This window comes from Halobacillus sp. 12SKB (assembly GCF_052941655.1).
In genome coordinates this window covers 3,620,404-3,646,061 of record NZ_JBRFWR010000001.1, presented here as the reverse complement: position 1 = coordinate 3,646,061, position 25,658 = coordinate 3,620,404, and the positions used below count along the sequence as shown (strand labels likewise).

Annotated in this window: 26 protein-coding genes; 16 read left to right on the top strand and 10 right to left on the bottom strand. The window is 44.8% G+C overall.

Features of this window, described 5'->3' with window-relative positions:
* The first annotated feature begins 32 nt into the window (after window positions 1-32).
* The 3 genes from ACQ4XT_RS18170 to srtD all read left to right on the top strand — a co-directional run bounded on the left by ACQ4XT_RS18170 (window position 33) and on the right by srtD (window position 2,803).
* Window positions 33-977, top strand: coding sequence for a lipase/acyltransferase domain-containing protein (locus ACQ4XT_RS18170; RefSeq protein WP_446854892.1), 945 nt, complete (start codon window positions 33-35; stop codon window positions 975-977).
* Window positions 978-1,160: 183 nt separating this feature from the next.
* Window positions 1,161-2,165 carry a processed acidic surface protein gene (locus ACQ4XT_RS18165; RefSeq protein ID WP_446854891.1) on the top strand — a complete coding sequence of 335 codons (1,005 nt, stop codon included), beginning with the start codon at window positions 1,161-1,163 and terminating at the stop codon, window positions 2,163-2,165.
* A gap of 2 nt (window positions 2,166-2,167) precedes the next feature.
* The gene (gene srtD / locus ACQ4XT_RS18160; RefSeq protein WP_446854890.1) at window positions 2,168-2,803 is read left to right on the top strand and encodes a class D sortase, LPxTATN-specific; all 636 of its coding nucleotides are present in this window, start codon (window positions 2,168-2,170) and stop codon (window positions 2,801-2,803) included.
* Window positions 2,804-2,939: 136 nt separating this feature from the next.
* On the opposite strand, the gene ACQ4XT_RS18155 is transcribed toward srtD, so the two are convergent.
* From ACQ4XT_RS18155 to ACQ4XT_RS18135, 5 genes are all read right to left on the bottom strand, one after another.
* Window positions 2,940-3,236 (bottom strand): hypothetical protein, encoded by a 297-nt coding sequence (locus ACQ4XT_RS18155; RefSeq protein ID WP_446854889.1) that lies wholly within the window; start codon window positions 3,234-3,236, stop codon window positions 2,940-2,942.
* A 64-nt stretch (window positions 3,237-3,300) separates the two neighbouring features.
* A complete protein-coding gene (locus ACQ4XT_RS18150; RefSeq protein ID WP_446854888.1) occupies window positions 3,301-3,444 on the bottom strand; it encodes a hypothetical protein in 144 nt (47 codons plus the stop codon).
* Between the two features lie 223 nt (window positions 3,445-3,667).
* Window positions 3,668-5,014, bottom strand: a complete 1,347-nt coding sequence (locus tag ACQ4XT_RS18145; RefSeq protein ID WP_446854887.1) for a GntP family permease — start codon at window positions 5,012-5,014, stop codon at window positions 3,668-3,670.
* A 25-nt stretch (window positions 5,015-5,039) separates the two neighbouring features.
* The gene (gene gntK / locus ACQ4XT_RS18140) at window positions 5,040-6,578 is read right to left on the bottom strand and encodes a gluconokinase (RefSeq protein ID WP_446854886.1); all 1,539 of its coding nucleotides are present in this window, start codon (window positions 6,576-6,578) and stop codon (window positions 5,040-5,042) included.
* Window positions 6,571-7,305 carry a GntR family transcriptional regulator gene (locus tag ACQ4XT_RS18135; protein WP_446854885.1) on the bottom strand — a complete coding sequence of 245 codons (735 nt, stop codon included), beginning with the start codon at window positions 7,303-7,305 and terminating at the stop codon, window positions 6,571-6,573. The genes gntK and ACQ4XT_RS18135 overlap by 8 nt, the downstream gene beginning before the upstream one ends.
* A gap of 278 nt (window positions 7,306-7,583) precedes the next feature.
* Here ACQ4XT_RS18135 and ACQ4XT_RS18130 point away from each other — a divergent pair, with 278 nt between their 5' ends.
* The 9 genes from ACQ4XT_RS18130 (at window position 7,584) to ACQ4XT_RS18090 (ending at window position 18,973) form a co-directional block, all read left to right on the top strand.
* On the top strand, window positions 7,584-8,576 hold the full coding sequence (locus ACQ4XT_RS18130) for a Gfo/Idh/MocA family protein (protein WP_446855742.1): 993 nt from the start codon (window positions 7,584-7,586) through the stop codon (window positions 8,574-8,576).
* A 161-nt stretch (window positions 8,577-8,737) separates the two neighbouring features.
* On the top strand, window positions 8,738-9,946 hold the full coding sequence (locus ACQ4XT_RS18125) for a Bcr/CflA family efflux MFS transporter (protein ID WP_160912561.1): 1,209 nt from the start codon (window positions 8,738-8,740) through the stop codon (window positions 9,944-9,946).
* Between the two features lie 204 nt (window positions 9,947-10,150).
* Window positions 10,151-10,726: a TetR/AcrR family transcriptional regulator gene (locus ACQ4XT_RS18120; RefSeq protein WP_446854884.1), complete on the top strand. Its 576-nt coding sequence runs from the start codon at window positions 10,151-10,153 to the stop codon at window positions 10,724-10,726.
* Window positions 10,727-10,806: 80 nt separating this feature from the next.
* On the top strand, window positions 10,807-13,962 hold the full coding sequence (locus ACQ4XT_RS18115) for a bifunctional cytochrome P450/NADPH--P450 reductase (protein ID WP_446854883.1): 3,156 nt from the start codon (window positions 10,807-10,809) through the stop codon (window positions 13,960-13,962).
* Window positions 13,963-14,094: 132 nt separating this feature from the next.
* The gene (locus tag ACQ4XT_RS18110) at window positions 14,095-16,317 is read left to right on the top strand and encodes a YhgE/Pip family protein (protein WP_446854882.1); all 2,223 of its coding nucleotides are present in this window, start codon (window positions 14,095-14,097) and stop codon (window positions 16,315-16,317) included.
* A 246-nt stretch (window positions 16,318-16,563) separates the two neighbouring features.
* The gene (locus ACQ4XT_RS18105) at window positions 16,564-17,664 is read left to right on the top strand and encodes an NADH:flavin oxidoreductase (RefSeq protein WP_446854881.1); all 1,101 of its coding nucleotides are present in this window, start codon (window positions 16,564-16,566) and stop codon (window positions 17,662-17,664) included.
* A 221-nt stretch (window positions 17,665-17,885) separates the two neighbouring features.
* Entirely contained in the window at window positions 17,886-18,344 is a 459-nt protein-coding gene (locus ACQ4XT_RS18100; protein WP_446855740.1) for a nucleoside deaminase, read from the top strand.
* 124 nt (window positions 18,345-18,468) lie between these two features.
* Entirely contained in the window at window positions 18,469-18,642 is a 174-nt protein-coding gene (locus tag ACQ4XT_RS18095; protein ID WP_446854880.1) for a Fe3+ hydroxamate ABC transporter substrate-binding protein, read from the top strand.
* Between the two features lie 61 nt (window positions 18,643-18,703).
* Window positions 18,704-18,973, top strand: coding sequence for a hypothetical protein (locus ACQ4XT_RS18090; RefSeq protein ID WP_446854879.1), 270 nt, complete (start codon window positions 18,704-18,706; stop codon window positions 18,971-18,973).
* A 129-nt stretch (window positions 18,974-19,102) separates the two neighbouring features.
* Here ACQ4XT_RS18090 and ACQ4XT_RS18085 read toward each other — a convergent pair whose 3' ends face one another.
* From ACQ4XT_RS18085 to ACQ4XT_RS18070, 4 genes are all read right to left on the bottom strand, one after another.
* Window positions 19,103-19,996, bottom strand: a complete 894-nt coding sequence (locus ACQ4XT_RS18085; RefSeq protein ID WP_446854878.1) for a DMT family transporter — start codon at window positions 19,994-19,996, stop codon at window positions 19,103-19,105.
* A gap of 78 nt (window positions 19,997-20,074) precedes the next feature.
* On the bottom strand, window positions 20,075-20,725 hold the full coding sequence (locus ACQ4XT_RS18080; protein ID WP_446854877.1) for a peroxiredoxin-like family protein: 651 nt from the start codon (window positions 20,723-20,725) through the stop codon (window positions 20,075-20,077).
* 41 nt (window positions 20,726-20,766) lie between these two features.
* Window positions 20,767-21,315 carry an NAD(P)H-dependent oxidoreductase gene (locus ACQ4XT_RS18075; protein WP_446854876.1) on the bottom strand — a complete coding sequence of 183 codons (549 nt, stop codon included), beginning with the start codon at window positions 21,313-21,315 and terminating at the stop codon, window positions 20,767-20,769.
* Between the two features lie 157 nt (window positions 21,316-21,472).
* Window positions 21,473-21,790, bottom strand: a complete 318-nt coding sequence (locus tag ACQ4XT_RS18070; RefSeq protein WP_206946184.1) for an ArsR/SmtB family transcription factor — start codon at window positions 21,788-21,790, stop codon at window positions 21,473-21,475.
* A gap of 151 nt (window positions 21,791-21,941) precedes the next feature.
* On the opposite strand from ACQ4XT_RS18070, the gene ACQ4XT_RS18065 reads away from it, so the two are divergent.
* Window positions 21,942-22,751, top strand: coding sequence for an MBL fold metallo-hydrolase (locus tag ACQ4XT_RS18065; RefSeq protein ID WP_446854875.1), 810 nt, complete (start codon window positions 21,942-21,944; stop codon window positions 22,749-22,751).
* 111 nt (window positions 22,752-22,862) lie between these two features.
* On the opposite strand, the gene ACQ4XT_RS18060 is transcribed toward ACQ4XT_RS18065, so the two are convergent.
* Entirely contained in the window at window positions 22,863-23,252 is a 390-nt protein-coding gene (locus tag ACQ4XT_RS18060) for a MerR family transcriptional regulator (RefSeq protein WP_446854874.1), read from the bottom strand.
* A 159-nt stretch (window positions 23,253-23,411) separates the two neighbouring features.
* Here ACQ4XT_RS18060 and ACQ4XT_RS18055 point away from each other — a divergent pair, with 159 nt between their 5' ends.
* The 3 genes from ACQ4XT_RS18055 to ACQ4XT_RS18045 all read left to right on the top strand — a co-directional run bounded on the left by ACQ4XT_RS18055 (window position 23,412) and on the right by ACQ4XT_RS18045 (window position 25,646).
* The gene (locus ACQ4XT_RS18055) at window positions 23,412-24,155 is read left to right on the top strand and encodes an SDR family oxidoreductase (RefSeq protein WP_446854873.1); all 744 of its coding nucleotides are present in this window, start codon (window positions 23,412-23,414) and stop codon (window positions 24,153-24,155) included.
* Window positions 24,156-24,651: 496 nt separating this feature from the next.
* Entirely contained in the window at window positions 24,652-25,488 is an 837-nt protein-coding gene (locus ACQ4XT_RS18050) for an STAS domain-containing protein (RefSeq protein WP_446854872.1), read from the top strand.
* The gene (locus ACQ4XT_RS18045; protein WP_446854871.1) at window positions 25,488-25,646 is read left to right on the top strand and encodes a hypothetical protein; all 159 of its coding nucleotides are present in this window, start codon (window positions 25,488-25,490) and stop codon (window positions 25,644-25,646) included. Before ACQ4XT_RS18050 ends, ACQ4XT_RS18045 begins: the two co-directional genes overlap by 1 nt.
* Window positions 25,647-25,658 lie beyond the last annotated feature (12 nt).

The following is a 25,658-nucleotide window of genomic DNA, read 5'->3' as shown; positions in this document are numbered from 1 at the left end:
TAGTTTAAGAAGTGGTGGTGAGGAGGGGGAACATGAGAAAAGAACACGTCCCATTGATTGTGATTCCTGGTTTATTCGGTTCGATGAGTGATGAAATCATACCTGGAACAGGCGGGTGGAGTTTCGGTCTTGCCGGGATGGTTTATGAACCTTTTGTGCTCATGTTGGAAACGATGGGGTACCGGAGAGGGAAGAACCTGTTCATCTGTTTTTATGACTGGAGTCAGAAAATAGAGCATTCCGCGAGTCATTACTTGCTGAAGACGGTTGCTCTCGCTAAGCGGCAGACTGGGGCGAAACGGGTGAATCTTGTCAGTCACAGTATGGGAGGCTTAGTTGCCAGGGCGTATGTCCAAGGGAACGAGTACAAGAATGATGTCGATCAGCTGATCCAACTCTGTACACCAAATGCCGGCTCAGCACCGAACTACAGTTATTGGACCGGTGGAGAACTGCCGACAGCGCCAAAGGGTAAGATGAACTTTGTGCACTTTTATATGCGGTGGTATTTGGAGTATCTGAGTCATCATTACAAGGGGAACCGGATGGATATCATCCATAAGCACTTCCCAGGTTTACAGGATATCTTACCTGGGAGCGATTATCAGAACTATGTAATCATGAATGATCGAGGCAACCGCAGCCTTCTTCCTTATTCACAAATGAAGACGACCAACGCTTTTCTCGATTCGCTGAATGCTGAACGTGCCATTATTAATGAACGGAGCATCGATGTGACGGTCATCGCAGGATCGGGAGAAGAATCGATCAAGTACCTGGAAGTCGTTCCTTATACAGGAACGGGAGCGTGGGCGGACGGGGAGGTAACCGCTGCCTCTTATACGAATGAGGGGGACGGGGATGCCATAGAAGAAAGTGTTTTTCTGCTGGACGGAGACCACTACACAGTCGAGGGGACACACATTGAAGTCCTCTACAAATCCAAGGACATCCTTCGCCGCAAGATCGGTTCATAGGCTGAGGTCAATACCCTTGAATTAAAAAAGCACAGGCCGTATCTATGGCCTGTGCTTTTTAGCGGGTAGGGTGCTCAGGTGCGAATGCAAATCTATGATGACCTGTAAAATATTTGTATCCTTTTTCTCTACCACTCGATTATAATAGATTGGTAAGTATAAAATGGTAGAGGAAGATGACGATTGAAAAGGTTGATGTTGCTGTTTCTCGCGGTGGTCATGTTGGTATGCAGTTTTCCGGGTGCTGGTTTTGCAGCTTTGAATCAAAACGAATTGGAGGTCTACCTTTCCGAGCTTCGTTGGACAGAAGCGGAGTTGGAGACTTATTTATGGGAGTATTATGATTTGAAGATTCGTGATTTTGATTCATTGGAAGAATTAAAAGATTTTCTTGGTCCGGTAATCACAGAGGAAAGTTTACAACAGTTGCTGGATGACTATGGCCTTACCCGACAGCAATTGGATGATATTCTTGCTGAATATGGTGAAACGGTGGAAGATTACACGTTTATTGATGATATTGAATTCTACTTGATTGAAGCAACAATAGATATTGACTATGAAGATATGTTCAGCGATTTTGGACTATCGGATGAAGAACTGGATCGTTTGTTCGTTCACTTGGAAAGTCTCGATGGTGAAGCCATAGAAGCAAGATTGGATGGGTTGTACGAACGCTTGATGGCCTTTGAAGAATTTGAGTCTGCCACTGAATTGTCGGCGGAACAAATCGCAGAACTGCTATCGATCATGCAGGAGATGCTTGACCTGTTCGAGATCGATGCGACGTTCTTTCTCGTGAAAAGTGGAGAAGAAATGCCTGTGACTTTGGCCGACCTCATTCAGATGACAGATGGAGGGGGCTATGATTTGAAAATTGTTCTACACAATCTTCAAGGAGAATTTTTAGCTGACTTTATTCTGACGAATGAGATGTTTGGTTCTGAGCTTCTTCAAGAGACGGCGAAAGATCTGCCGACGGTCGAACAGGCAGTCACGGCTCAGCAAGCTCCGGAGAAAACCGAGGCGAAAACGGGAGGAAGTGCTCCTGAAAGCGTTGAAAAAACGGTCAAGGGAGAGCGTCTTCCAGTAACATCCGGAGGGTACCTTACTAAAGTGTTCGCCGGTCTGAGTGTGATGGGGCTCGGGGCCTGGTTCGTCCTTTACTTCCGTAGACAGGATGCATAGAAATGGGAGCAAGGCAGCACCGTAAGAGGAGCTTTTTGTTATTGTCGGTTGGTGTCGGACTGATCTTATTCGGATGGTGGTACACAAGTTCCAACCTGCATCCTTTAGTGAAAGGATACTATCTTTATAAAACCAATGCCGCACCGGTCGTTGAGTCAGAAGAACAGGAATCAGGCCTTTCTCCTAAAGGAACAGACAGCGATGCCGGCGCCCCTTTGTACACGTCGGTTCCGGCTATCGGGGATCACATGGGGGAGCTCATCATTCCTAAGCTTGATGCACGTCTTCCAATCTATCATGGTACGGATGAGGATGAATTGGAAAAAGGGGTGGGGCACTTTGCTGGAAGTGTGCTCCCGGGGGAACAGGATAATACCGTATTGTCCGGTCACCGGGATACCGTCTTCCGCCGCCTGGGGGAAGTAGGGGTCGGTGACCGGTTGACCGTCAAGTCTGAAGCGGGTGTGTTCACCTACAAGGTCCGGAAGGTGAGAATCGTCGATCAGGACGACCGCACGATCATCGTTCCTAAACCGAAGGCCACGTTGACGGTTTCTACCTGTTATCCTTTCGATTATATCGGCCCTGCACCAGAAAGATATATTCTGATTGCTGATTTAATAGAGAGCGAGCGGTAAAAAAAGAGGGAGAAATACCCGCCTTACCCTTTGAACGAAAGGTATCCTGAGCAATGAGCAAGAAGCGCCCATCCCCGCGGAGGATCGGCGCTTCTTTATTATGGAAAGAGGGGAGCAGTGTTCATCCCCCGCCTCATTATTGTTCAAGCTTTGTATTTAAGGATTCCAGGTTATGGTTCAATTTTTTCAGTTCTTCAATCATAACGGTTAATTTTTCTTCTATTCCACTGAATGTATGAGAAGCGGCTTCAGAGATGTCTTTCATGATGCCTGATAGAACCACATCATCCGAGTCATCCGCTAAAGGGTTCCGGGAAAGTTGATTCCATAAGGATTCTTGATTGGTAAGGTTTGAAGCAAGTTTCAGAAGGCTGTCTAAATCCAGGTCATTAGATGAAGGCGTGTTTTCCTCTGCTGGTTTTTTCCTTTTCATATTCATGTCCCCTTTCTATTTAGATATATAGAGGGCTATGTTATCCTACATAGCCCTCTAAGTTTTAGCTGATCGTTCCTAGCATCTCATTCATGCATGAAATGACAATCTGGCGTTGCTCACTTGATCCTAGTAGAACAGCGACCAAAAGTGCCAATAAAAACAAAACAGCAATGACCACAGCGACTAAGTTTCTTAAGAAGTTCATCATGTTTCCTCCTTCATCACAAGAATGTGTGCAGGAGACGTCTCTTACATAGATACTCTATGAAAATCTATCAAATGCGCTTGTACAATAGCCTCAATTAATAGATTGCTCTTACATTTGGATGTCTGCCGCTGGTCATTTGAAATGGGGATGAAGAAAGGATTCCAAATACAAAGACTGTCGAGAAAGTCTCGACAGTCTTTGTTTTGTTCACGATTCCGTTTTATACAAACAAACTCAGTAATAGTGTGAAAGCAAGGCCCAGGACAGAGATGATCGTTTCCAGCAGTGTCCAGGTGGCGAAAGTCTCTTTCATCGTGAGTCCGAAGTATTCTTTGAACATCCAGAAACCGGCGTCGTTGACGTGCGAGGCAACTAAGCTCCCGGCTCCTGTAGAAAGAACCATAAGCGCCAGATTGACATCGGTCTGCCCTAATAGTGGGATGACAAGACCGACAGTGGTCAAGGCTGCAACCGTAGCCGAACCTAAAGAAATCCTAAGAATAGCTGCAATCAACCATGCGAGTACGATCGGTGACATAGTAGAACCTTCGAATAGTTCTGCGACGTAATCACCGACACCTCCGTCGATCAATACTTGTTTAAACGCACCGCCACCCCCGATGATCAGGAGCATCATCCCGATTTGAGAGATCGCCGTGGAGCAGGATTCCATGACGGTTTTCACAGGAATATTCCGTGCGATCCCCATCGTGTACATCGCTACAAGCAGGGAAATGATCATGGCTGTTGAAGCGTTACCGATTAAATTGATAATGGATAAGAACGAGTTGGTTTCAAACCCTGCCATCTCCTGGATCAATGTAATGATCGTGGAAATCGCAATCAGAATGACCGGAAGCATAGCTGTGAAGACACTGATGCCAAACTTTGGTGTATCTTCAAGGTCGAACTTCTTCTGTTCCCCTAAGGAAGTGATGTCCCCTTGTTTGGTAAACGAATCAGGTACAAGTTTTTGAGCCATTTTCGTGAAAATCGGTCCCGCAACGATAACGATCGGGATGGAAATGATGATTCCGTAAAGCAATACTTCTCCAAGGTCAGCGCCATATTCACCGGCGATTACGGTTGGACCAGGGTGAGGCGGCAGGAAACCGTGGGTGACAGACAAAGCAGCCGCCATCGGGATCCCTAAATAAAGAATAGAAACTTTCAATTCTCTTGAAATCGCAAAGACGATAGGGATAAGAAGGACAAGTCCTACTTCAAAGAACAGGGCAATTCCGATGACGAAAGACGCGGAAACGACCGCCCATTGAATGTTTTTCTCGCCAAATTTGTTGACGAACGTCATAGCAATACGTTGCGCACCGCCGGCATCTGTAATTAGCTTCCCGAGCATGGCTCCAAGTCCAAAAATCAGGGCCAGGTGTCCAAGTGTACCGCCCAATCCGGTTTCAATCGTTCCGACAATCTCTTCAAGCGGCATTCCGAGCAGGATCGCTACTCCAAACGAAACAATGATCAAAGAAACAAATGTATTCAGTTTCAGCCCCATAATTAAGATCAGCAGGGCGACAATTCCTATAGCAACCATGACTAATGGCATGATGATCCCTCCATATTGTGTTTTTTTACTTGTGAATTAAACGTCTCTGGTATTCGGCGATTCTTGTATAATCACTGCTCAGTCTCCTGGATAAATCGATGAAGATCGGCAGTAATTGGCGGTATTCGTGGGAGGCTTCCTCCACCGGTGTATGTTGATGGGTACTTCCGATCATCTCGGAAACGACTTCAAACGAATCGACTTTACCAGTTGCATAGAGTCCTAGAATACAAGCCCCGAGGCAAGAGCTTTCATAGCTTTCCGGTACAGCAACCTCTGATTCGAAAATGTCGGCCATCATCTGGCGCCATACGTCGGAACGGGCAAAACCTCCCGTTGCCTGAATCCGTGTCACTGGTGTGTCCATACATTCCACCAGGGCGAGGTAGACGGTGTACAGGTTGTAAATGATTCCCTCGAGAGCAGCGCGGATCATATGTTCTTTCTTATGAGACATGGTCAATCCAAAGAATGATCCACGGACATCCGGGTTCCAAAGCGGTGCTCGCTCCCCGGCCAAATAAGGATGGAAAATCAAGCCTTCTGCTCCTGGTCTCACACCATCGGCGATTTTTGTCAGGACTTCATAAGGATCGATGCCGAGACGCTTCGCCGTTTCAATTTCTGCTGCCGCGAATTCATCTCTGATCCAGCGCAGAATCATCCCGCCGTTGTTGACAGGACCGCCGATGACCCAGTGATCTTCTGTCAGTGCATAACAAAAGATTCTTCCTTTTTCATCGGTCTTGGGCTGATCGATGATCGTCCGGATCGCTCCGCTCGTCCCAATCGTGACCGCGATTTCTCCTTTTCCGATAGCGTTTACACCAAGGTTTGATAAAACCCCGTCACTCGCGCCGATAATAAAAGGAGTTTCCGGGTCTATTCCGATTTTCTGAGCAAGGGAACGGTTGCAGGAAGTAAACGCTTCCGTCGTGGGTACAAGTCTGGATAACTTATCCCGGGAAATCCCTGCGATCTGAAGCGCTTCCTCATCCCAGTCCAATTTTTCCAAGTTCATCATTCCAGTAGCGGAAGCAAGCGAATGATCAAGCACATATTCGTTGAAAAACTTGTGGAAGATGTATTCTTTGATTCCGATGTACTTGCAGGTTATGGAATCGATTTCAGGATGTTCCTGAACGAGCCATGTAACTTTACTCAAAGGAGACATGGGATGGATCGGTGTGCCTGTACGTCTGTAAATCTCATGGCCGTTCCATTCGTCTCTGATTTTCTGTGTCCATGCTTCACTTCGGTTATCTGCCCAGGTGATACAGGACGTCAGAGGGTGGCCGTCTTTGTCGACGGCGATCAGGCTGTGCATCGCACTACTGAAGGACACGAACGAAATATTCTTGTCTTGATGATCATCCATAATCGCGGTCATGACCGTGACAACCGCCTGGAAAATTTCATCCGGATCCTGTTCAGCCGTTGAGATGTCCGGGGTATGCAGGGGATAGCCCTGGCTTTCCTTTTGAATGACATCGCCTTTTTCACTGAATAATACGGCTTTTGTACTTGTGGTACCGATGTCGATACCGAGCATGAAGTTAGTCATCTTCTTTTTCGACTCCTTTAGTAAAGGTTTCCTGTGCCATCCATAGTTCTTCGACGCGGCCTTTGGCGACATCATCGAAATTCTGATGAAGGGATTGAACCATAAGGTCGCGATCCTTCTTATTAATGGCTTCAATGTATAATTCGTGGTTCTCAATAATTCGTTCAAAGTCCTCATACATCTCTTCAAATCTGTACCGCATGGAGAGGAGGACAAGGCTTTCGAGTGTAGGTTTCAGGTTGTTCCAAATCATCTGAATATGAGAATGGCCGATCGAACGGATAATCGTATCGTGAAATTCCAGGTCCTGCTTGGAAAATTCATCGGCATCCTTGTATTGAATGGCTATTTTCATCATTTCAAAAATCTTGCTGAGATCTTTGACCAGTTCTCCTGTTTCCATATGGACGAGCCGCTCAAAGACGAAGCTCTCAACGAGCAACCGGACATCGTACATTTCCTGGATTTCTTTTTCCGTTATATCGAGGACCCGCGCGCCCATCCTTTCCAGGCGGATAAGATTTTCGGAAGCAAGGGCTTTCAAAGCATCCCGTACAGGGGAACGGCTTACGGAAAATTCGGAAGCCAGCTGATTCTCCGATAAGATTGAACCGCTTTCAACCGTGCCCGAAATGATTCGCATTCGGAGCTCGCAGGCGACGCGTTCACCAGCGGATGCTTTGGATAACCATTGGCGTGGGTACAAAAATTCATTAGAATCCTTCATGTATTCACCTCGTTTTGTTCATCTCTGTATACTTGTATACAAGTAGTGTAGTACAACTTTTCAAGTTTGAAAACGCTTTTTATGTAAAATGTCGAAAAAAATCGAAAGAGAGTGATTTGAAAAAATAGTCCTCGTCGTAGTTTTTTCTCATTTTCATATCCCACTCGGAATGAATCGGAAATCTTTTACTAGTTTTTGGTACAGGCCATTTCCTATGCTAAAGTGGGAACATACGAGGGGGCAGACATCGACTTCTACGAAAAGAATGAAGAGGAGGAATTTTAGTGAAAACGATCAAGTGGGGAATCATCGGGTGCGGGAACGTGACGGAAGTGAAAAGTGGTCCCGCTTTTCAAAAGATCGATCAAAGTTCTCTTCAAGCGGTGATGCGAAGAAATGGAGAGAAAGCGAAAAACTACGCGGAGCGCCACGGCGTGCCTCAATGGTATGACCAGGCGGAAGATTTAATCCATGATGACGAAGTGGACGCGGTATATATTGCAACACCACCTTCTTCTCATATGGAATATACCCTCATGGCAGCCAAAGCGGGAAAGCCCGTGTATGTGGAAAAACCGATGGCCAACAGCGAGGAAGAATGTGAAGAAATGGTCCGTGTATGTGAAGAGCATGGTGTACCTTTATTTGTAGCCTATTATCGGAGGTCACTGCCGAGATTTTTGAAAGTGAAAGAACTGATTGATGAAGGCGCAATTGGGGATGTACGCTTCGCGTCTATGCAGCAGACCCAGAAAATCGTCGCCAAAGATGAGAATGGAAACTGGCCATGGCGGGTGATCCCGGAAGAAAGCGGAGCAGGCTTATTCTACGATGTCGGTTCTCATACGTTAGATCTCTTCGATTACTTGCTTGGGCCTTTGACAGATGTGAGAGGATTTGGGCTGAACCTTGCTGATTCCTATCCAGCGGAAGACACGGTCAGTGGTGTATGGAAATTTGGAAACGGTGCGGTGGGAACAGGCGTATGGAATTTCTCTTCTTATAAGAATGAGGATGACAACCGTATTGTTGGAACAAAAGGAGAGATCCAGTTTTCCACCTTTGATGACAAACCGGTTGTCCTTGTCACAGATGCAGGGGAAGAGTCTTTTTACATCGAGCGTCCGAAACATATTCAACAGCACCATATCCAGACGATTGTGGATGAGCTGCTCGGAAAAGGGACGTGTCCAAGCACCGGAAAAACAGCGCTTCGCACCAACAAGGTGATGGGGGAGCTTGTTAAAGAGTATTATCAAGTACGCGGCTGAACGACCTACCGTTCATAAATATTTTATGGGACGGTTTTTCTTTGCTTTTGCATAGACTTCCGTGAGAAATGAAGATAAAATCAATGTTTAACAGCTTGAAGAACTTGGGGACATGATTCAAGGAGTTATAATTTTAGATTGAATAGAAGAAGGTGTTTCATGTGTTACATAATCCAAAAGGTAAAGAAAGATTAGGGCTTGCTTTTCTACTTGGCATGCTCGGGATTCTAGGGCCATTGAACATTGATATGTATCTGCCGAGCTTCCCGGGGATCGCCTCCGACTTAGAGACGAGTGCCTCTCTTGTTCAGCTCAGTTTGACGACCTGTTTGATCGGACTTGCCGTCGGTCAAATTGTCGTGGGTCCCGTCAGTGATTCGCAGGGGAGGAAGAAACCGCTCATCGTTTTCCTTTCTCTCTTCGCACTGGCATCCTTCCTTTGTGCGCTTGCGCCGAATATCCTGGTGCTCGTGATCGCCCGTTTCATCCAGGGGTTCACAGCTTCTGCCGGCGTCGTCCTATCCAGAGCTGTCGTGCGTGACGTATTTTCAGGGAGAGAGTTGACGAAATTCTTCGCCTTACTCATGGTGATCAATGCGACGGCTCCGATGATCGCACCGATGACAGGGGGAGCCATTTTACTTTTACCATTCGCCACCTGGGAGACGATCTTTTTCTTTTTAAGTATCGTAGGTATTGCGATTGTTCTGACTGTCGCGGGAAAATTACCGGAAACCCTTCCGGTAGAAAAACGAATCCCGAGTTCTGTGAAAGAATCGATCCTGACGATCGGACGCCTGTTGAAAGACCGCTCGTTCATCGGCTATGCGCTGACGATCGGTTTTGTCCATGGCGGGAGTTTCGCTTATGTATCCGGAACGCCGTTCGTTTACCAGGGCATCTACGACGTCTCCCCGCAGGCCTTTAGTGTCCTGTTCGGGATTAACGGACTCGCAATCATTACCGGAAGCTTTTTAGTCGGCCGCCTCGGTGGGATTTTCCATGAAAGAAGTCTGCTCCGGACCGCTGTCATTGTTGCCGTCAGTGCCACCGGTTTTCTTTTGGCGATGACCATCATTGAAGGACCGTTGTATTCGATTGTCATACCGATTTTCATCTACATGACGGCGATGGGGATGGTGCTGACAAGTACGTTCACGTTGGCGATGGAGCATCAGGGGCACCGGGCCGGGAGTGCCAGTGCGGTACTCGGTATGCTGCCTTTGTTATTTGGCGCGACCGTTTCCCCCCTTGTCGGCCTTGATGAGACTACAGCTGTACCGATGGGGGCGATCCTGTTTACGACCGCTTCGATTGGTGCGGTGATCTTTTTCACATTGACGACGAAAAAACAGCATGCCCAAATCTAATGATCATTCAAAAGTGGTGTCAGCGCTAAGCTCTTTTACAACAGTAAAGAGCGGGAGCTGGCACCGTTTTTATTTTGGGGTTATGAAGTAAAGGAATGCTAAAAATTTAAATGATGAGTCATTCGATTGATTGAAGGGTAAGATAATATATACTAGAATAGTTAGGAATGAATGTTCATTCCGCATAGGAGGGAGGATGTTTATATGCCGACATCCACAAATAAAAGAGATCATATCTTCCATAGTGCGCTGTCACTATTCGCCGAACGCGGTTTCGATGCAACGACGATTCCGATGATTGCGAGCGATGCTAAAGTAGGGGCGGGTACGATCTACCGCTATTTTGAGAACAAAGAAGTTCTAGTCAATACATTGTTTCAATATTACACAGGCTTGTTCACAGAGACCCTTGAAGAAGGATATCCCAAGGATGCAGGAATCCGTGATCAATTTCATCATTTGTTTCAAGGGATGGTGCGCTTTACAAACGAGCATGAGCATGCGCTTTATTTCATTAAAACTCATAACGCCGCCTACTTTCTTGATGAAACAAGCAAGAACCAGTTCAACCATTTGTTGATGATTCTCCAGGAATTCCTTGATGAGGGGAAAGAAAAAGAAATCATCAGGGATCTGCCGTCAAAAGCGTTGATTGCTATCATCTTCGGCGGGTTTCTTGAGCTGTTCAAATTGATTCGTGCAGGTGAGATCGAAGCGACGGATCAATTGTTAGCCGGTGTCGAAGAAAGTTGCTGGGATGCTGTGCGTCATCATGAGTAAGGAGACAGTGTCTCCTTTACAATAAACGGAATGAATATTCATTCCGGTATCTACAATTATCATCAAAGAGGTGGGTAACTATGAATCATACAGAAAATCTTCCACAACCTAAGTCTTATGGACCGCTCGGAAATTTGCCGAGTATTGATAAGGAAAAACCCGTACAGTCGTTCATGAAGCATGCCCGTGAACTCGGCCCGATCTTTCAAATCCAATTTCCGGGACGGACCAGTACGTTTATTTCAAGTGCCCGTTTTGCTGCTGAGATCTGTGACGAGACCCGTTTTGATAAAAAGGTGGGTCCTGCTCTCCAAAAGGTGCGTGCTTTTGGCGGAGACGGTTTGTTTACAAGTGGAACAGATGAGCCGAATTGGAAGAAAGCTCATAATATTCTGCTGCCGAGTTTCAGTCAGCAGGCGATGAAAGGTTACCATGACAAAATGATCGACCTCGCTTCACAGCTGGTTCAAAAGTGGGCGAGACTCAATCCCAATGAAGAAGTGGACGTTCCCGATGACATGACCCGTCTGACGCTTGATACGATCGGATTGTGCGGGTTCAATTATCGATTCAACAGTTTCTATCGGGAAGATGCGCATCCTTTCATTGAAAAAATGGTGCGTGCTCTGGATGAATCCATGAGTCAGACGCAGCGCCTGGGCATTCAGGATAAGCTGATGGTCCGATCCAAGCGACAGTTCAGAGAAGATATCGATTACATGTTCAATCTTGTCGATCAACTCATCGAAGAACGAAAACAGGCAGGAGATCAGGGGGAGGACGATCTGCTTGGGCACATGCTGAAAGGGAAAGACCCTGAAACAGGCGAAGCCCTGGATGATAAGAATATCCGCTTCCAAATCATCACCTTCCTCATCGCTGGACACGAAACGACGAGCGGACTGCTTTCTTTTGCCATGTATTATCTATTGAAACATCCGGACAAGTTACAGAAAGCCTATCAGGAAGTAGATGAAGTGCTGGGTGATGATACCCCTTCCTTTAAACAGGTGAAACAGCTGAAATATGTACGGATGATTTTGAATGAAGCGTTACGTCTATGGCCGACTGCTCCTGCATTTTCTGTGTATGCAAAAGATAAGACAAGCCTTGATGGCGAATATGAGGTGCAAGAAGGAGACACGTTCACACTGCTCATCCCGGAGCTTCACCGTGATACCAAGGTCTGGGGAGAGGATGCCGAGGAATTCAACCCGGAACGATTTGAAAATCCAGCAAGCATTCCTCATCACGCGTACAAGCCTTTTGGTAATGGTCAGCGTGCGTGTATCGGACAGCAGTTTGCCCTTCATGAAGCGACTCTCGTTCTCGGCATGATTTTACAGCATTTCGATCTTGAAGATCATACGGATTATCAATTGGACATCAAAGAAACGTTGACGTTCAAACCGGATGGTCTGACGATGAAAGTGAAATCCAGACGAGCATTCACCGGGTTCCAAACACCAGAGGCGGATGAAAAGAGTGAAACCAAAGACATGCCTGCACGTGAGTCTCATGGTACGCCATTCCTTGTCCTGTTCGGATCGAATATGGGAACCGCCGAAGGCGTGGCCCGCGAGCTTGCGGAAACGGCCCGTCATCAAGGGTTTGCTGTAACGACGGCTCCGCTTGATGAATGGACAGGAAATCTTCCGAAAGAAGGAGCGACATTGATCGTTTCCGCTTCCTATAACGGCCACCCGCCAGACAATGCGACTTCGTTTGTCCAGTGGCTGACTTCAGCTGAGGAAGCAGACCTCGATGGGGTAACCTACGCCGTTTTCGGATGCGGAGACCGGAACTGGGCGAGCACGTATCAACGGGTTCCTTCAACGATCGATGATGAGCTCGATGCGAAAGGAGCCTTCCGTCTGCTTGAGCGGGGAGAAGGAGATGCCAACGAAGATTTTGATGGCGATCTGGAAAAATGGGAAGAGAAGCTTTGGCCGGCCTTAGCTGACCATTTCAGCCTGGACTTGGAAGAAGGACAGGAGGCCTCGAGTCCCGTTTCCATGGAATTCGTCAGCGGAACGAGCTACACACCTGTGGCGCGCACCTATGATGCCTTCACTGCCGTTGTCCTTGAGAACGAGGAACTGTTGAAGGATGCCGAACGCAGCACCCGTCACGTGGAGGTGGAACTTCCTGCAGGGATGACTTTCCAGGAAGGGGATCACTTGGGTGTCGTACCGGAAAATACGCCGGCCATGGTAAACCGTGTGCTCGACCGGTTCGGACTCAAAGGAGAAGAGCATGTGATCTTGAGCGAAGGCACAGGCCGCGCCTCCCATCTGCCTACAGGACAACCCGTTCAACTTCTGCAGTTGTTGTCGTCCTACGTGGAATTACAAGAGCCTGCAACAAGGACGCAGATCCGTGCGCTTGCAGCGAGCAACCCTTGCCCACCTCACAAAATCGAGCTTGAGCAGCTCGTTGAGGATGAAACCTATAAGACCGAGATTCTAAAGAAACGTCAAACGATGCTCGAGCTGTTAGAAGCCTATCCATCCTGTGAGATGGAATTTGAGCCATTCATTTCCCTGCTTCCAGCTTTGAAAGTGCGTTATTATTCGATTTCCAGTTCCCCTCGAGTTGAGGCTCATCAACCGAGTGTCACGGTCAGTGTTGTCAGGGGAGAGGCCTGGAGCGGGACAGGCCAGTATGAAGGCGTGGCTTCGAACTATTTGGCATCACGGGAAGCCGGAGATAAAATCGCCTGTTTCGTCCGTACCCCTCAATCAGACTTCCAACTGCCGGAAGACCCTGAAACACCGATGATTCTTGTTGGTCCGGGAACTGGAATCGCTCCCTTCCGAGGCTTCATCCAGGCTCGTAAGGCGATGCATCAGGATGGAGTGACGCTCGGCGAAGCGCACCTCTATTTCGGATGCCGTCATCCGGAACAGGACTTTTTGTACGAGGAAGAATTGAAAGAAGCAGAACGCCTCGGATTGATCGACCTGCATACTGCTTTTTCAAGACAAACGGATGGAGAAAAGGTTTACGTCCAGCATGTGATGAAGAAAAATGCGGAAGCGATCCTTTCTCTATTAGATCAGGGAGGCCGTCTCTATATTTGTGGGGATGGCAGCAAAATGGCTCCTGAAGTCACGCATACACTGGTGGAGTGTTACCGTGATCTCAATGAAGTTAGTGAGCAGGAAGCTGTTTCGTGGTTAGAAGAATTAGAACAGTCTGGACGTCTGGCGAAAGATGTCTGGGCCGGTTCTTAATAGATTTCATTTCCTGGTTGATGCATGAACGGGAGTATATCATGAAATTCTCTCAGGATAGCCCCTAAGGAGGATCATGATCAACCGTTTCATGCATCAGCCCTGATTATTTTATTTACAGGAGCAACATGTATGAAACAGATATGGAAAATTTTCGCAAGAGATTGGAAGAGTATTTCAACAAACTGGGTGGCTATGATTTTGATTGGCGGATTGATTGTTCTGCCTTCCTTATATGCCTGGTTTAATATTAAGGCTTCATGGGATCCCTATAGTCAGACCGATCAGCTGCCTGTTGCGGTCGTCAATGAGGATGAAGGGGCAACCGTTAGAGATACGGAAATTGATGTAGGGAAAGATTTAGTAGAAGAATTAAAAGATAATGACAGCTTTGATTGGCAGTTTACCGATCGGGAAACGGCTATGGGTAAAGTCGAATACGGGGATTATTACGCCGTCATCGTCATCCCGGATACCTTTTCGGAGAAACTCGGTACAGTGGTCAGTGATCAACCGGAAAAATCCAAAGTCGAGTACTATGTCAATGAAAAAATCAATGCTATTGCACCAAAGATTACAGAAAAGGGTGCCAGTGTCATTGTAGATCAGATTACTAATGCGTTTGTTTCAGAAGTGAATGGCACAGTCGCAGAATTGTTTAACGACCTTGGTCTGGAACTTGAAAAAGATCTTCCTGATATCAAACGTTTTGAAGAATACGTCTTTAAGCTTGAGGAAAATCTCCCGGAAATTTATGATCTGATTTCCGGAGCTTATGATGATTCAGAAAACGCGGCTTCGATCATTAACGATGTGCAGGGACTTCTGCCCCGGGCAGATCAAGTGACCCGCGAGAGTCTTGGCACCATTGATGAGACAACAAGTTTCTTAAATGAAGCAGAACAGCGGTTAAATGAAGTTGCGCCTCAAGTGGAAGCTGACTTGAAAAAAGCTAAGCAGACGGCAGAAGATGTCAACAGCTTCATTACTGATGTTCAATCTGTGGACCTTGATTTAGAAGGCGTCATGCAATTGAAAGATGGAATTAACCAACGGACGAATGAGGCGCTGGAGCAGCTGAATACAGTGGAAAACTTGTTGAAGCAGATTCAGGAGCAGCAGCAACAGCAGGAAGAACAGAATGGTGAAGAGAGTCCTGAAAACGGGGAAGAGAATCAGCAGGCTGGTTCTCAAGTGTCTCAGGAAACGGTGAATCAAGCGTTAACAGAGGTCGAGCGCATTCGTGAAGGGTTACAGAATGTTCAGAATGATGCCGGCCAGCTTGAAGAACAACTCAAGGATAGTCAGAGAGAGATTGATAACACACTGACGACACTGGAAGAGAAATCCGGCGAAACTGCTGATCGAATCGATGCTTTCCTGACAGAGTACAATGAAAATATTGAGCCAAGAGTCCTCGAAGAAATCAATCAGGCTCAGCAGACGCTTGCCGATGCCCGAAGTATTCTGACGGAAGCTCAATCTACGATTCCACAGATCTCGCAGATCCTCGGAAGTACAGAAAGCAATCTGGCGGAAGGGCAGGATATTCTTGAATATATGTTAAATGAATATCCGTATGTGAACGAGAAAGTCAATCAGATGGCTGACCGAATTCGGGATATCCAGGGAGAAACAGATATAAATGAAATCATTGAGCTTCTGAAAAATGATCCTGAAGCAGAGCAAAGCTTTTTTGAGGAGCCGGTGAGTCTAAGTAAAAATACACTGTTTCCGATTGAAAATTACGGAACAGGGATGACGCCGTTTTACACGGTGCTTGCGCTATGGGTAGGAGCCCTTCTACTAGTTTCCCTTTTATCAACGGAACCCGTCCATACGTCGGAGTACCGATCCTACGAACAGTATCTCGGTAAACTGGCGACTTTTGTAAGTATTGGTTTCCTGCAGACCTTGGTTGTTACTTTAGGTAATCTGTTCTTATTAAAGATTGGTATTGCTGAATCCCTTTATTTTGTGCTGTTTGGCCTTGGGATTAGTTTTGTTTTCATGACGATTGTGTTTACGCTTGTATCCGTTCTTGGGGATGTCGGGAAAGCAGGGGCGATTGTCTTTCTTGTCCTGCAGATTGCCGGTTCAGGGGGAACGTATCCGGTCGCTTTACTTCCGGGATTCTTCCAGAACATTCATCCATTCTTGCCGTTCTCCTACGCGGTCGACTTATTAAGGGAAGCGGTTGGAGGCATCGTTGAGGCACGCGTTAAAACAGACGTGATCCGCTTATCTGCGTTTGCCGGGCTATTCCTTGCCATTGGGATCTTCTTGAAAGGACCACTGCATGATAAATCAAGAAAATTAATGAAAAAATCAAGAGAATCAGGTTTATTCCATTGATATGGACGGACAGTGAAAAAGGAACTTCCGATGCGGAGGTTCCTTTTTTGTATTTACTTGAAATCAAAAGTATGGTGATCGTCCATGGGGGCAGGGCCGATGAGGATCAACGTTGCAATTATAGTAGGACTTCTCATTTAGCCCCGCTGTGTGAAGGAATGAATGTGCCGGGTAGAAACAGATTGCTTTCGTTCTTATTTTTTATCTGTAATAATAAAAAATACCGTTACAAAAGGAGGCAGATCAATGACAAACCAAACAACAACAAAACCTTTATTTGAAACATTTACGAGTGATAAATTAAATCTTCCGAACCGGACCGTGATGGCCCCGATGACACGTGGATTTTCTCCCGGCAACATTCCTAATGAGGAAGTGGCTGCGTATTACCGCAGACGTGCCGAAAATGAAGTCGGGTTGATTATTACAGAAGGGACAGGAATCGACCATCCCGCTTCAGTCTCTGGTGCGAATATTCCTGTGTTTCACGGAGAAAAGGCGCTGAACGGCTGGGCCGATGTGGTGAAACAAGTACATGAGGCCGGCGGTAAAATTGCTCCGCAGCTGTGGCACGTAGGAATGACTCGCAGCAAAGGCGACCTTCCGAATGAAGAGGCCATGCCTGTAGGTCCATCAGGTCTGAGCCTGGATGGGGAGCAAGTGACCGAACCATTAACGACAGAAGAAGTAGAGGCATTGGTGGAATCCTATGCCAAAGCAGCCGCCGATGCGAAGCGCCTTGGCTTTGATGCGATCGAAATTCACGGGGCTCATGGGTACTTGATCGACCAGTTCTTCTGGGAAAACACCAATAAGCGTACCGACCGTTACGGCGGCGATTTCGTCGAGCGCACGCAGTTTGCCGTAGAGATCGTTGAAGCATGCCGTCGTGAAGTCGGAGAAGATTTTCCGATCATTTTCCGTTTCTCCCAATGGAAGATGAATGACTTCCAGGCGAAATTGGTTCACACGCCAGATGAGCTTGAACGTTTCTTACAGCCACTTGTAGAAGCAGGGGTGGATCTGTTCCACTGCTCAACCCGCAGGTTCTGGGAGCCTGAATTTGAAGGTTCCGATTTAAACCTTGCCGGCTGGACGAAGAAACTCTCAGGTAAACCGGTCATTTCCGTAGGCTCTGTCGGGCTGGATGGTGTCTTCACAGACTTTTCTGGTGCCGGTACAACAAATCTTGATGGTTTAGTGGACAAACTGGACCGGGAGGAGTTCGATCTTGTAGCTATTGGCCGTTCTTTATTGATGGATCCTGAATGGGTGAAGAAAGTCCGTGAAGGTAGAGCGGATGATCTGTTAGCCTTTGATAAAGAAGCGCTGCAAAAACTGTATTAATGTTAGAGCAGGCGCCCTCCTGTCAGGGCGTCTGTTTTTTGTTTCTATTCAGCATAGAAAAACGGGCTTGTTTGTGGCAGAGTCTTTGCGGTGATTATTATGGAGTGTAGAACAATGGTTAGAGGAATTTACGTGATTAATAGGGTATATCAAGCACGATGGCAAGAAAATTGTACACCGTATATAATGAAGAAGAATTCAACAGAAAATGGAGGGCTTCTATGACGCACAACGATGAATATTTCATGAAAATAGCGATCGAACAAGCTTCAAAGTCGAGAGCAGAAGGAAACGAACCGTTTGGCGCAATCCTGGTTAAAGGCAATGATATTGTGAAAGTGGCTGAGAACAAAGTACATACACACTCAGACCCTACCTATCATGCAGAAATAGGACTGATCAGGGATTTTTGTTCAGAGAACCAGCTGTTTGATTTGAATGAATACATCCTGTACACCAGCTGCGAGCCTTGTGTGATGTGTTCAGGTGCCATGGTTTGGTCTAATCTTGGTAAAATGGTTTACAGTGTCACCCACGATCAATTAGCAGAGATCGCAGGGGACAACATTATGATTTCCTGTAAAGAGGTATTTGCTAAAAGCCCACTCAAGCCTGTAGTAGTAGAACAAGTATTAAATGACGAAGGTCTGAAGGTATTTGATGGGTACACGTTTGGTTAGTGCAGCTACTGATGACCCCAGGCAAAAAATCGTTGCCTGGGGTTCTTTGTGATGAACCAGCAACTTTTTATAAAGGATTTTCGTGTAGATTATAGAAAGTATTGTAAGAGGAGGATGTATGGTTATGATTTGGGAGAAACCTCAATGCACGTATTGCGAAAAAGAAATAAAAGAAGATGAAGTGGTTTTTGTGAAGATGCGTTACCCTAAGAGAAAAGGTTTTACGGAAATAAAGGCCTATCTAAGAAATGAGGGGACCTTTATATGTGAGGAATGCGCTCACGAGAAGATGAAATAAATCTACATACAAGTAAGGCTGTGGGTAAGAATGAAGATCATGGAAAAGCGGAGGTGTACGGATGAGTGAAGAAAAAAAGATCACGTTTATGCTGCCTGATCAACAAAAAGAAGCATCGATCTCGAATACATCCAGCGAAAAGTATTTGGAATTTTTCCCGGATGAACTGACGGACCTGGTCAATTCTTTTCATGGGTTTGAGCTGGATACGATTGAATTACATATCGCAGGGGCCATTGATTCTGGAGGAGCGACCAAGCTGTTTGTGGATTTTTCTGGTGAGGCCGGCATGAAATTTACATTGAAGAAAAAGGACGGGAAAGGGGAGTAAGAGGCAAAGTTTGACGTTTTTCTAAAAAAGACAGGGACGCTTACTCCATTGGAGTAAGCGTCCTGTTGTTTCATTCACATGAGTTCAGAAAACCATTCCTACATTCCACCCACGCTTGCTCCCAAAATACTACCCATTCATAACAGCATCATTCCTACCAGCTGCGGGCTTTTTCCTGGTCCAATTAACTAAAAATATGCCAATAATAATGAGCATGCCTCCTAAAACCGTGTAGACATGCAACTTCTCACCTAACAATAACCAGCCAAAAAGGACACCAAAGAATGGCGCTAAAAATAAGAAGGCGCTAGTCTTGCCGGGATCTCCTTTTTGGAGGAGATAAAACCAAATGGTAAATTGCACAACAGAAGCCATGATCGATAACCATAAAGTAATACCCACAGATTCAGCTGTGATGATAATCCTCTGATCTTCGAACAAGAAGCTTGATAACAGTAAGAAAAGGCCGCCAAACAACATCTGATAACCAGTTAAAACCCACACATTCAACCTCTTTCCGAAGGTATTAATAAGTAAAGTTGCTATCGCCCAGGAGACGGCGGCTAATAAACTTAGTATGGTACCAACCTGTACATTCATTTGACCTCCAAGAGTAAAAAACACACCAAGAAATCCTAATAATACTCCCAGCCATTGTCTTCTTTTATAGCGTATTCTCAGGAAAATCGTACTAAATACGACCACAAGTAACGGATTCATAAAAGCTAGAATAGAAGACTCGCTAGCTGGTATGGTGCGAAGGCTGACAAAGATGAACCCCATGACCCCTGTGGTTTGAAAGAGACCGATCAGTAAAATGATGAACCAGTCTTTCATAGATTGAGGGTGAGGTTTTTTTATGTAAAGGACAGCAATTACCATGATTATACCTGCGATGATGAACCTGAAGGCGTTTAGTAACAATGGAGAAATATAGGTGATGCCGATTTTTCCAACGGCGAAAGAAGAGCCCATCAAAGCAGTTGTAACGATCACGAGAAATCCAAATAAGAATTTGTTCATGGGTATGCTCCTTCTAATCATTCATACAAAACAAGAAAAGGGTAAGAGATTTTCTTACCCTTTTTCTAGTTTGGATTTTTATTTTAAACTCTTAAGATACATGAGGATATCTTTAGGTTCAGTTCGGTACATATAATCAGCATTGGCACTTGATTTTAGGATTGTTCGATCCTGGTCAATCACTAGCGTTCCCGCTACAGGCAGTTTCCATGGGTTTTGGTGGTCACCATGAAATTGCTGTAAGTCGATATTAAAATCATCTTTATAGGTGGTGATAAGATCATCGGGCAGCTCGAATAACAAATTGTAACTCTTGATCACTTCCAGTGTGGAATCACTTAATACGGGATAAGAGAGGTTGTTTTTCTCTTGGGTCGTTAATGATTCATCTGGATTTTGAGGGGAGATGGCCATGAGTTGTGCACCTTCCGATTCAATTTCATCGATGATTTCTTCATATGCTTTTAATTCAAGGTTACAGTAAGGACACCAACCGCCCCGATAGAAACTCAAAACCACGCGGCCTTTCTTCAATTCCTCTGACAACGTGATTTTTTCACCTTTTGCATTCTTTAATGTGAAATCAGGAGCTTTGTCACCCGCCGCTAAGCCAGTGGCTATACCGGACTCAATCAATTCGTTTGTCGATTGAGTGACATTCTTCTTCACTTGTTCAGGGGCGTTCGAGAAGAAACGCTTTCTCACCTTCTCTAATTCGTCGACCAACATGCTATTCACCTCAAAAATTTAAATTCTAGTCTTTATATGACTTAAACGTTAAATACTTCTTTTAAGTGTTGGCGCAGTTCAGTTAGATATTTATCGATATCCGGATTTTTCATAACATCGTGAGCACCAAAACTTTTTAGTGGTTCAAGACCTACGTATTTGTTCATATTGTGAAGGTGATCGAGAGCGCCTTCGATATCCTGCCCTTTAAAGAATTTCTCCGAGTCATTAAACGCATACTCCGGAGCGTTCCATGTCGTTGAGAACATGTATTTTCCTTCGATTAGACCGCCGTGTCCATATTCACCATCGCCGCCAAAGAAGACACCTGGTTCATATACTGCATCGATATAGGATTTAAAAGCTCCAGGTAAGCTGAACCAATTGATTGGTGTTTGGAAGATGATTGTATCTGCCCACATGAATTTTTCCTGTTCTTCTTTCACATTGTATCCATCCTGAACAATGGTGGTTTTGATGTTGTAGGAGCCTTCCAAACGGCTGACAATTTCTTCGAACATGGTTTTGTTCAACCTTCCTGGTGCAAATGACCAATACTCGTGCCCGTTAATGACTAATATATTTTTCATGATAGATCCTCCTAATAGTTTTATAGTTCGAAAACCATCGAACTGATAAAAATATTATCACCGTTTTATTTTGAATGCAATCTTTAGGTTCACTTTTTTTTTGATTATCTAAAAATGACAATAAAAAAAGAGCCAATGAGAAATGGCTCTTACAGGATTATATATCCTCTTCGTTTATTTGCGTTACCGTTTGCAATAAACCAGGGAACTTCTTTTCGATTTCTTCTCTTCTGAGAGAATAGATGTGCTCCTTTCCGTCAATTCTGGCCTGGATCAATCCGGCCTCTCGAAGTACTTTAATATGGTGAGAGACCGTAGATTTCGGCAACATCAATTTCAGAGAATACGCGGTGCAATTATTTTCATAACTTTCGTCTAAGCACCGGATGATTTTCACTCTATTGGGTTCACTTAATGCATGAAGGACTTTTGTGAAATGAATGCTTTCTATTGGTGGATGATAAGGTAATTTCATACAGGCAATTTTAATACGTTCTTACCCTAAAAGCAAGTTAATGGTATTGGTGATGGGGGAAGGGAAATGGAAAAAACAATGAATAATTTTATAACTATATGGTGCATTTTTGGTAGGATTAAGGAAAGCGTTTCTTTAGGAGGGTGTTAAAATGAGGATCGAACAGCATGGAGAAGTAACCTCCGTGTTAGGAAAAGTGAGATATGGAGACTTTGCCATGTCTGTTTATATGTTTTACATCGATGGCATGTTGATCGACACGGGGGCTTCACGGATGCTTGAAGATTTCAAGCCTTTCTTTAAGCAAACGCCCATTGAATTTGTCAGCCTTACCCATCCTCATGAAGATCATACGGGAACAGCAAAGTGGCTGCAAAAGGAATACGATCTTCCTGTATATATCAAGAAAGAAGCGATACCTGAATGTAAGGTTGAAGCGACTTTACCTTTATACAGGGAGAAATTATGGGGCAGACGCCTGCCATTCTCACCTTCCCCATTTAGTGAAACGGTAGAGTCCGATCATCACTTATATAAACTCATACATACTCCAGGACATGAGAAGAATCATGTAGTTTTATACGACGAGGAGCACGGAAGGATTTTTTCAGGGGATCTGTTTTTACATCCAAAGCCCAAGGTCATGATGGAGGATGAATCTATCCCGGTTATGATTCAATCGCTCAGGAAAGTACTTCAATTAGATTTTCAAAACATGTTCTGCCAACATGCGGGTTACATACAAGATGGAAAGCTGGCGATGAGAAAAAAGCTTCACTATTTAGAGGAGCTGAGTGAACACGTACACCACTTGTATGGAAGAGGGCACACCATTGAAGAAATTAATGCTGAATTATTCTCCAAAGTGCCGATGATTGTTTACCATTCCAGTCATGAATACGATTCAAAACACATGATTCGGTCGATACTGGAAGAGGCGGAGGTTGAGCAGAGCACTTAAAATTTTTATGGCCACAAAAGAGGCGCTTTCTACACAGTAGAAAGCGCCTTTCGTAGGTTTGAATATGCTCTGATGTTTAATCCGTGAAAAACATGGGATTCGTCTTGAACGTTATGGATGAATGTGTATGGAGAATGGACAGGTTGCTATTTCTCCGTCATACCATTTGATTTTCTGGTTCATCTTATGAAGATGTTCCTGCAAGTCTTCAATCTGCTTTTCTACCTTTGTTTTATGATCGTTCAAAATGTCTTTTTGTAAATCTAACGTATGGTCCCCTTCATGCGATAACTCGATCATTTGTTTAATATCCTTGAGAGTCATACCTGTATCCCGGTAGCACCTAATCATATCAATCCAGTATAAATCACTTTCATCATATACTCGCGTACCTTTCTGGCTGCGTTTCACAGAAGGGATCAACCCTTCTTTCTCGTAATATCGAAGTGTATAGGTGGATATACCGAGTACTTTGGCTGCTTGTCCTATCTTAAATTCCACTAGAATCTCTCCTTAGAGAATATTGCTCTTCCGTTAGATTATACGTTAGGAAAGCGTCTGGTCAACTTTTTGAGATCGGTCAAGTGGTTTTAGTTGATTTAGAGTCGACTCTAACAATTATACTACACGTGTAATTAAAATTAAGGAGGTTTTCGAACAATGGAAACGATAAAAAACTCTGTAGTCATTCTAACTGGTGCATCCAGTGGTATTGGAGAAGCAACAGCCAAAGAACTTTCTTCAAAAGGAGCTAAATTGGTGTTAGCTGCAAGAAGAGAGGAGCGACTTCAGGCATTAACAGAGGAAATCAATAGCCATGGAGGAGAGGCTGTATATAAAGTGACAGACGTAGCTTCCTCCGAACAAATGCTGGAACTAGGAAAGTTTGCCCATGAGACCTTTGGTCAAATTGATGTCCTTGTAAATAATGCAGGGATTATGCCGCTGTCTCTACTTAATAAGCAAAAAGTGGATGAATGGGATAAAATGATTGATGTCAACATTAAAGGGGTGCTTTACGGCATAAACGCGGTTCTTCCATATATGCGTGAAAGAAAGCAGGGCCATATTATCAACTTGTCTTCTGTAGCTGGGCATGTGGTATTTCCTGGCAGTGCAGTCTATAGTGGTACAAAATTTGCTGTCCGTGCCATTACAGAAGGCTTGCGTATGGAAGAGTCTCCTGGAAGCAATATACGTGCCACGATTATTTCGCCAGGCGCCGTTTCTACGGAATTAACGACGAGTATCACAGATAATGATGTGAAGGGCGGAGTGGATCAACTTTATAGTGATGCGATTAAGCCGGATAGCATCGCCCGCACCATTCGTTACGCCATGCAAGAGCCTGCAGAGGTAGCAGTCAACGAAATTGTCGTCCGACCTACTTCTCAAGAACTTTAAACAAGTCTTTTTGCCATTTTTACAGTGGGCGGGTTTTTAAGGTTGATTTGAACCTATTTCGTAAAAGGACTTGGTGGATGAATTGAATGATAGGAAAAGGAGCAGGGACTTCCCGAAAGAGGGGGCTCTGCTTTTTTTATATTTATATCGATGATTTACCCTGCGTGTTTATACAATTTTCCTCTACTGCACGAAACTCCTTATATGAATAAACAAAAGAAATCCCCAGGCCTTCATTCATCCATCTAATATTTTTTCTTTCTTTCTTTAAGATATTGTAGGTGTAGGACACTATTATTTACTTGCAAACTATGATGTTAAAGAATAGTGGGGAGAAAATGCTGATTCTGCATAAATTCTTTAGGATCATAGGATATGAAAGTTTAATATTCCCACTCGAAATTTATTGCATATTATTGTAATATATTATTGGATATCATTCGGTAGTTAAAGTAAATTCATAGGATTTGTTTATATTTTTTGAGGGGGAAAACAGATGACGGCTGGAAAGCAAACAACATTAAAGCCTGTAACAGCTACTATACTTGAACAGAAAGAAGAGTTGGCCCGTGCGGTTGCTATACCTGGTGAAATAGGAAAAGGAGTCTCAGAACAATTAATTACTTGGAGAATGGAATTAATTGAAGCGTATGCCACTTCTTTAACCCAGGGTTTTGATGAAGTAACTCAACATCTGGAAAAGTGGAGCGATCGTGTTTCAGGTGAACTTGTAGAATTAAGATTACCATTGAACATAGCCCTGGTAGAAATAAGTGAGTATAGAGAAGTCATCGGTGGGATTATCAAAGACGAAGCAAAAACACAAAATCTTTCCTTTGACGATTTTTATGATATCCTTACTCCGTTCAATCATGCGGTTGACCAAGCGGTTCAATTCGTCAGTCAATCGTATATGGATGACTTCGAAAATACCATACAAACGGCTAATTATGCAGTGGATGAACTTTCCGTTCCTATCGTTCGAGTCACAGAGTCGGTCGGTGTCATTCCCATTGTTGGAGAAATCGATACGAAGAGGGCGCAGCTCCTCATGGAGAATGCCCTGAAGCAGGGGGAAGAATACGAGCTTGAGACGATCATCCTGGATTTATCCGGTGTGAGTATCATTGATACGATGGTGGCTCATCAATTATTTAAAGTGATCAATTCGTTAAAACTTACGGGTGTGAATGGAATCATGAGCGGCATCCGTCCGGATATCGTACAGACAATGGTCAGCCTGGGCATTGATATGAAAGGGATCAGCACTTTCAGCAGCCTCCACAAGGCCATCGAATCCTTGGAATTACTTGAGGAGAAAGCCAACATTTAATGTTGGCTTTTTTTTATGAAAGTAGACAGCCGTCCAGAAGGAATGAGGAAGATCCAGGACAGGATTTCCCTGGTTACTCAGATGAAATGGTGTTAAAGATATTCATCCTTCTACTTATCTATTATAATGAACATAACCTTGCCATCAATTTCCTGTAATCGGGGGTATTT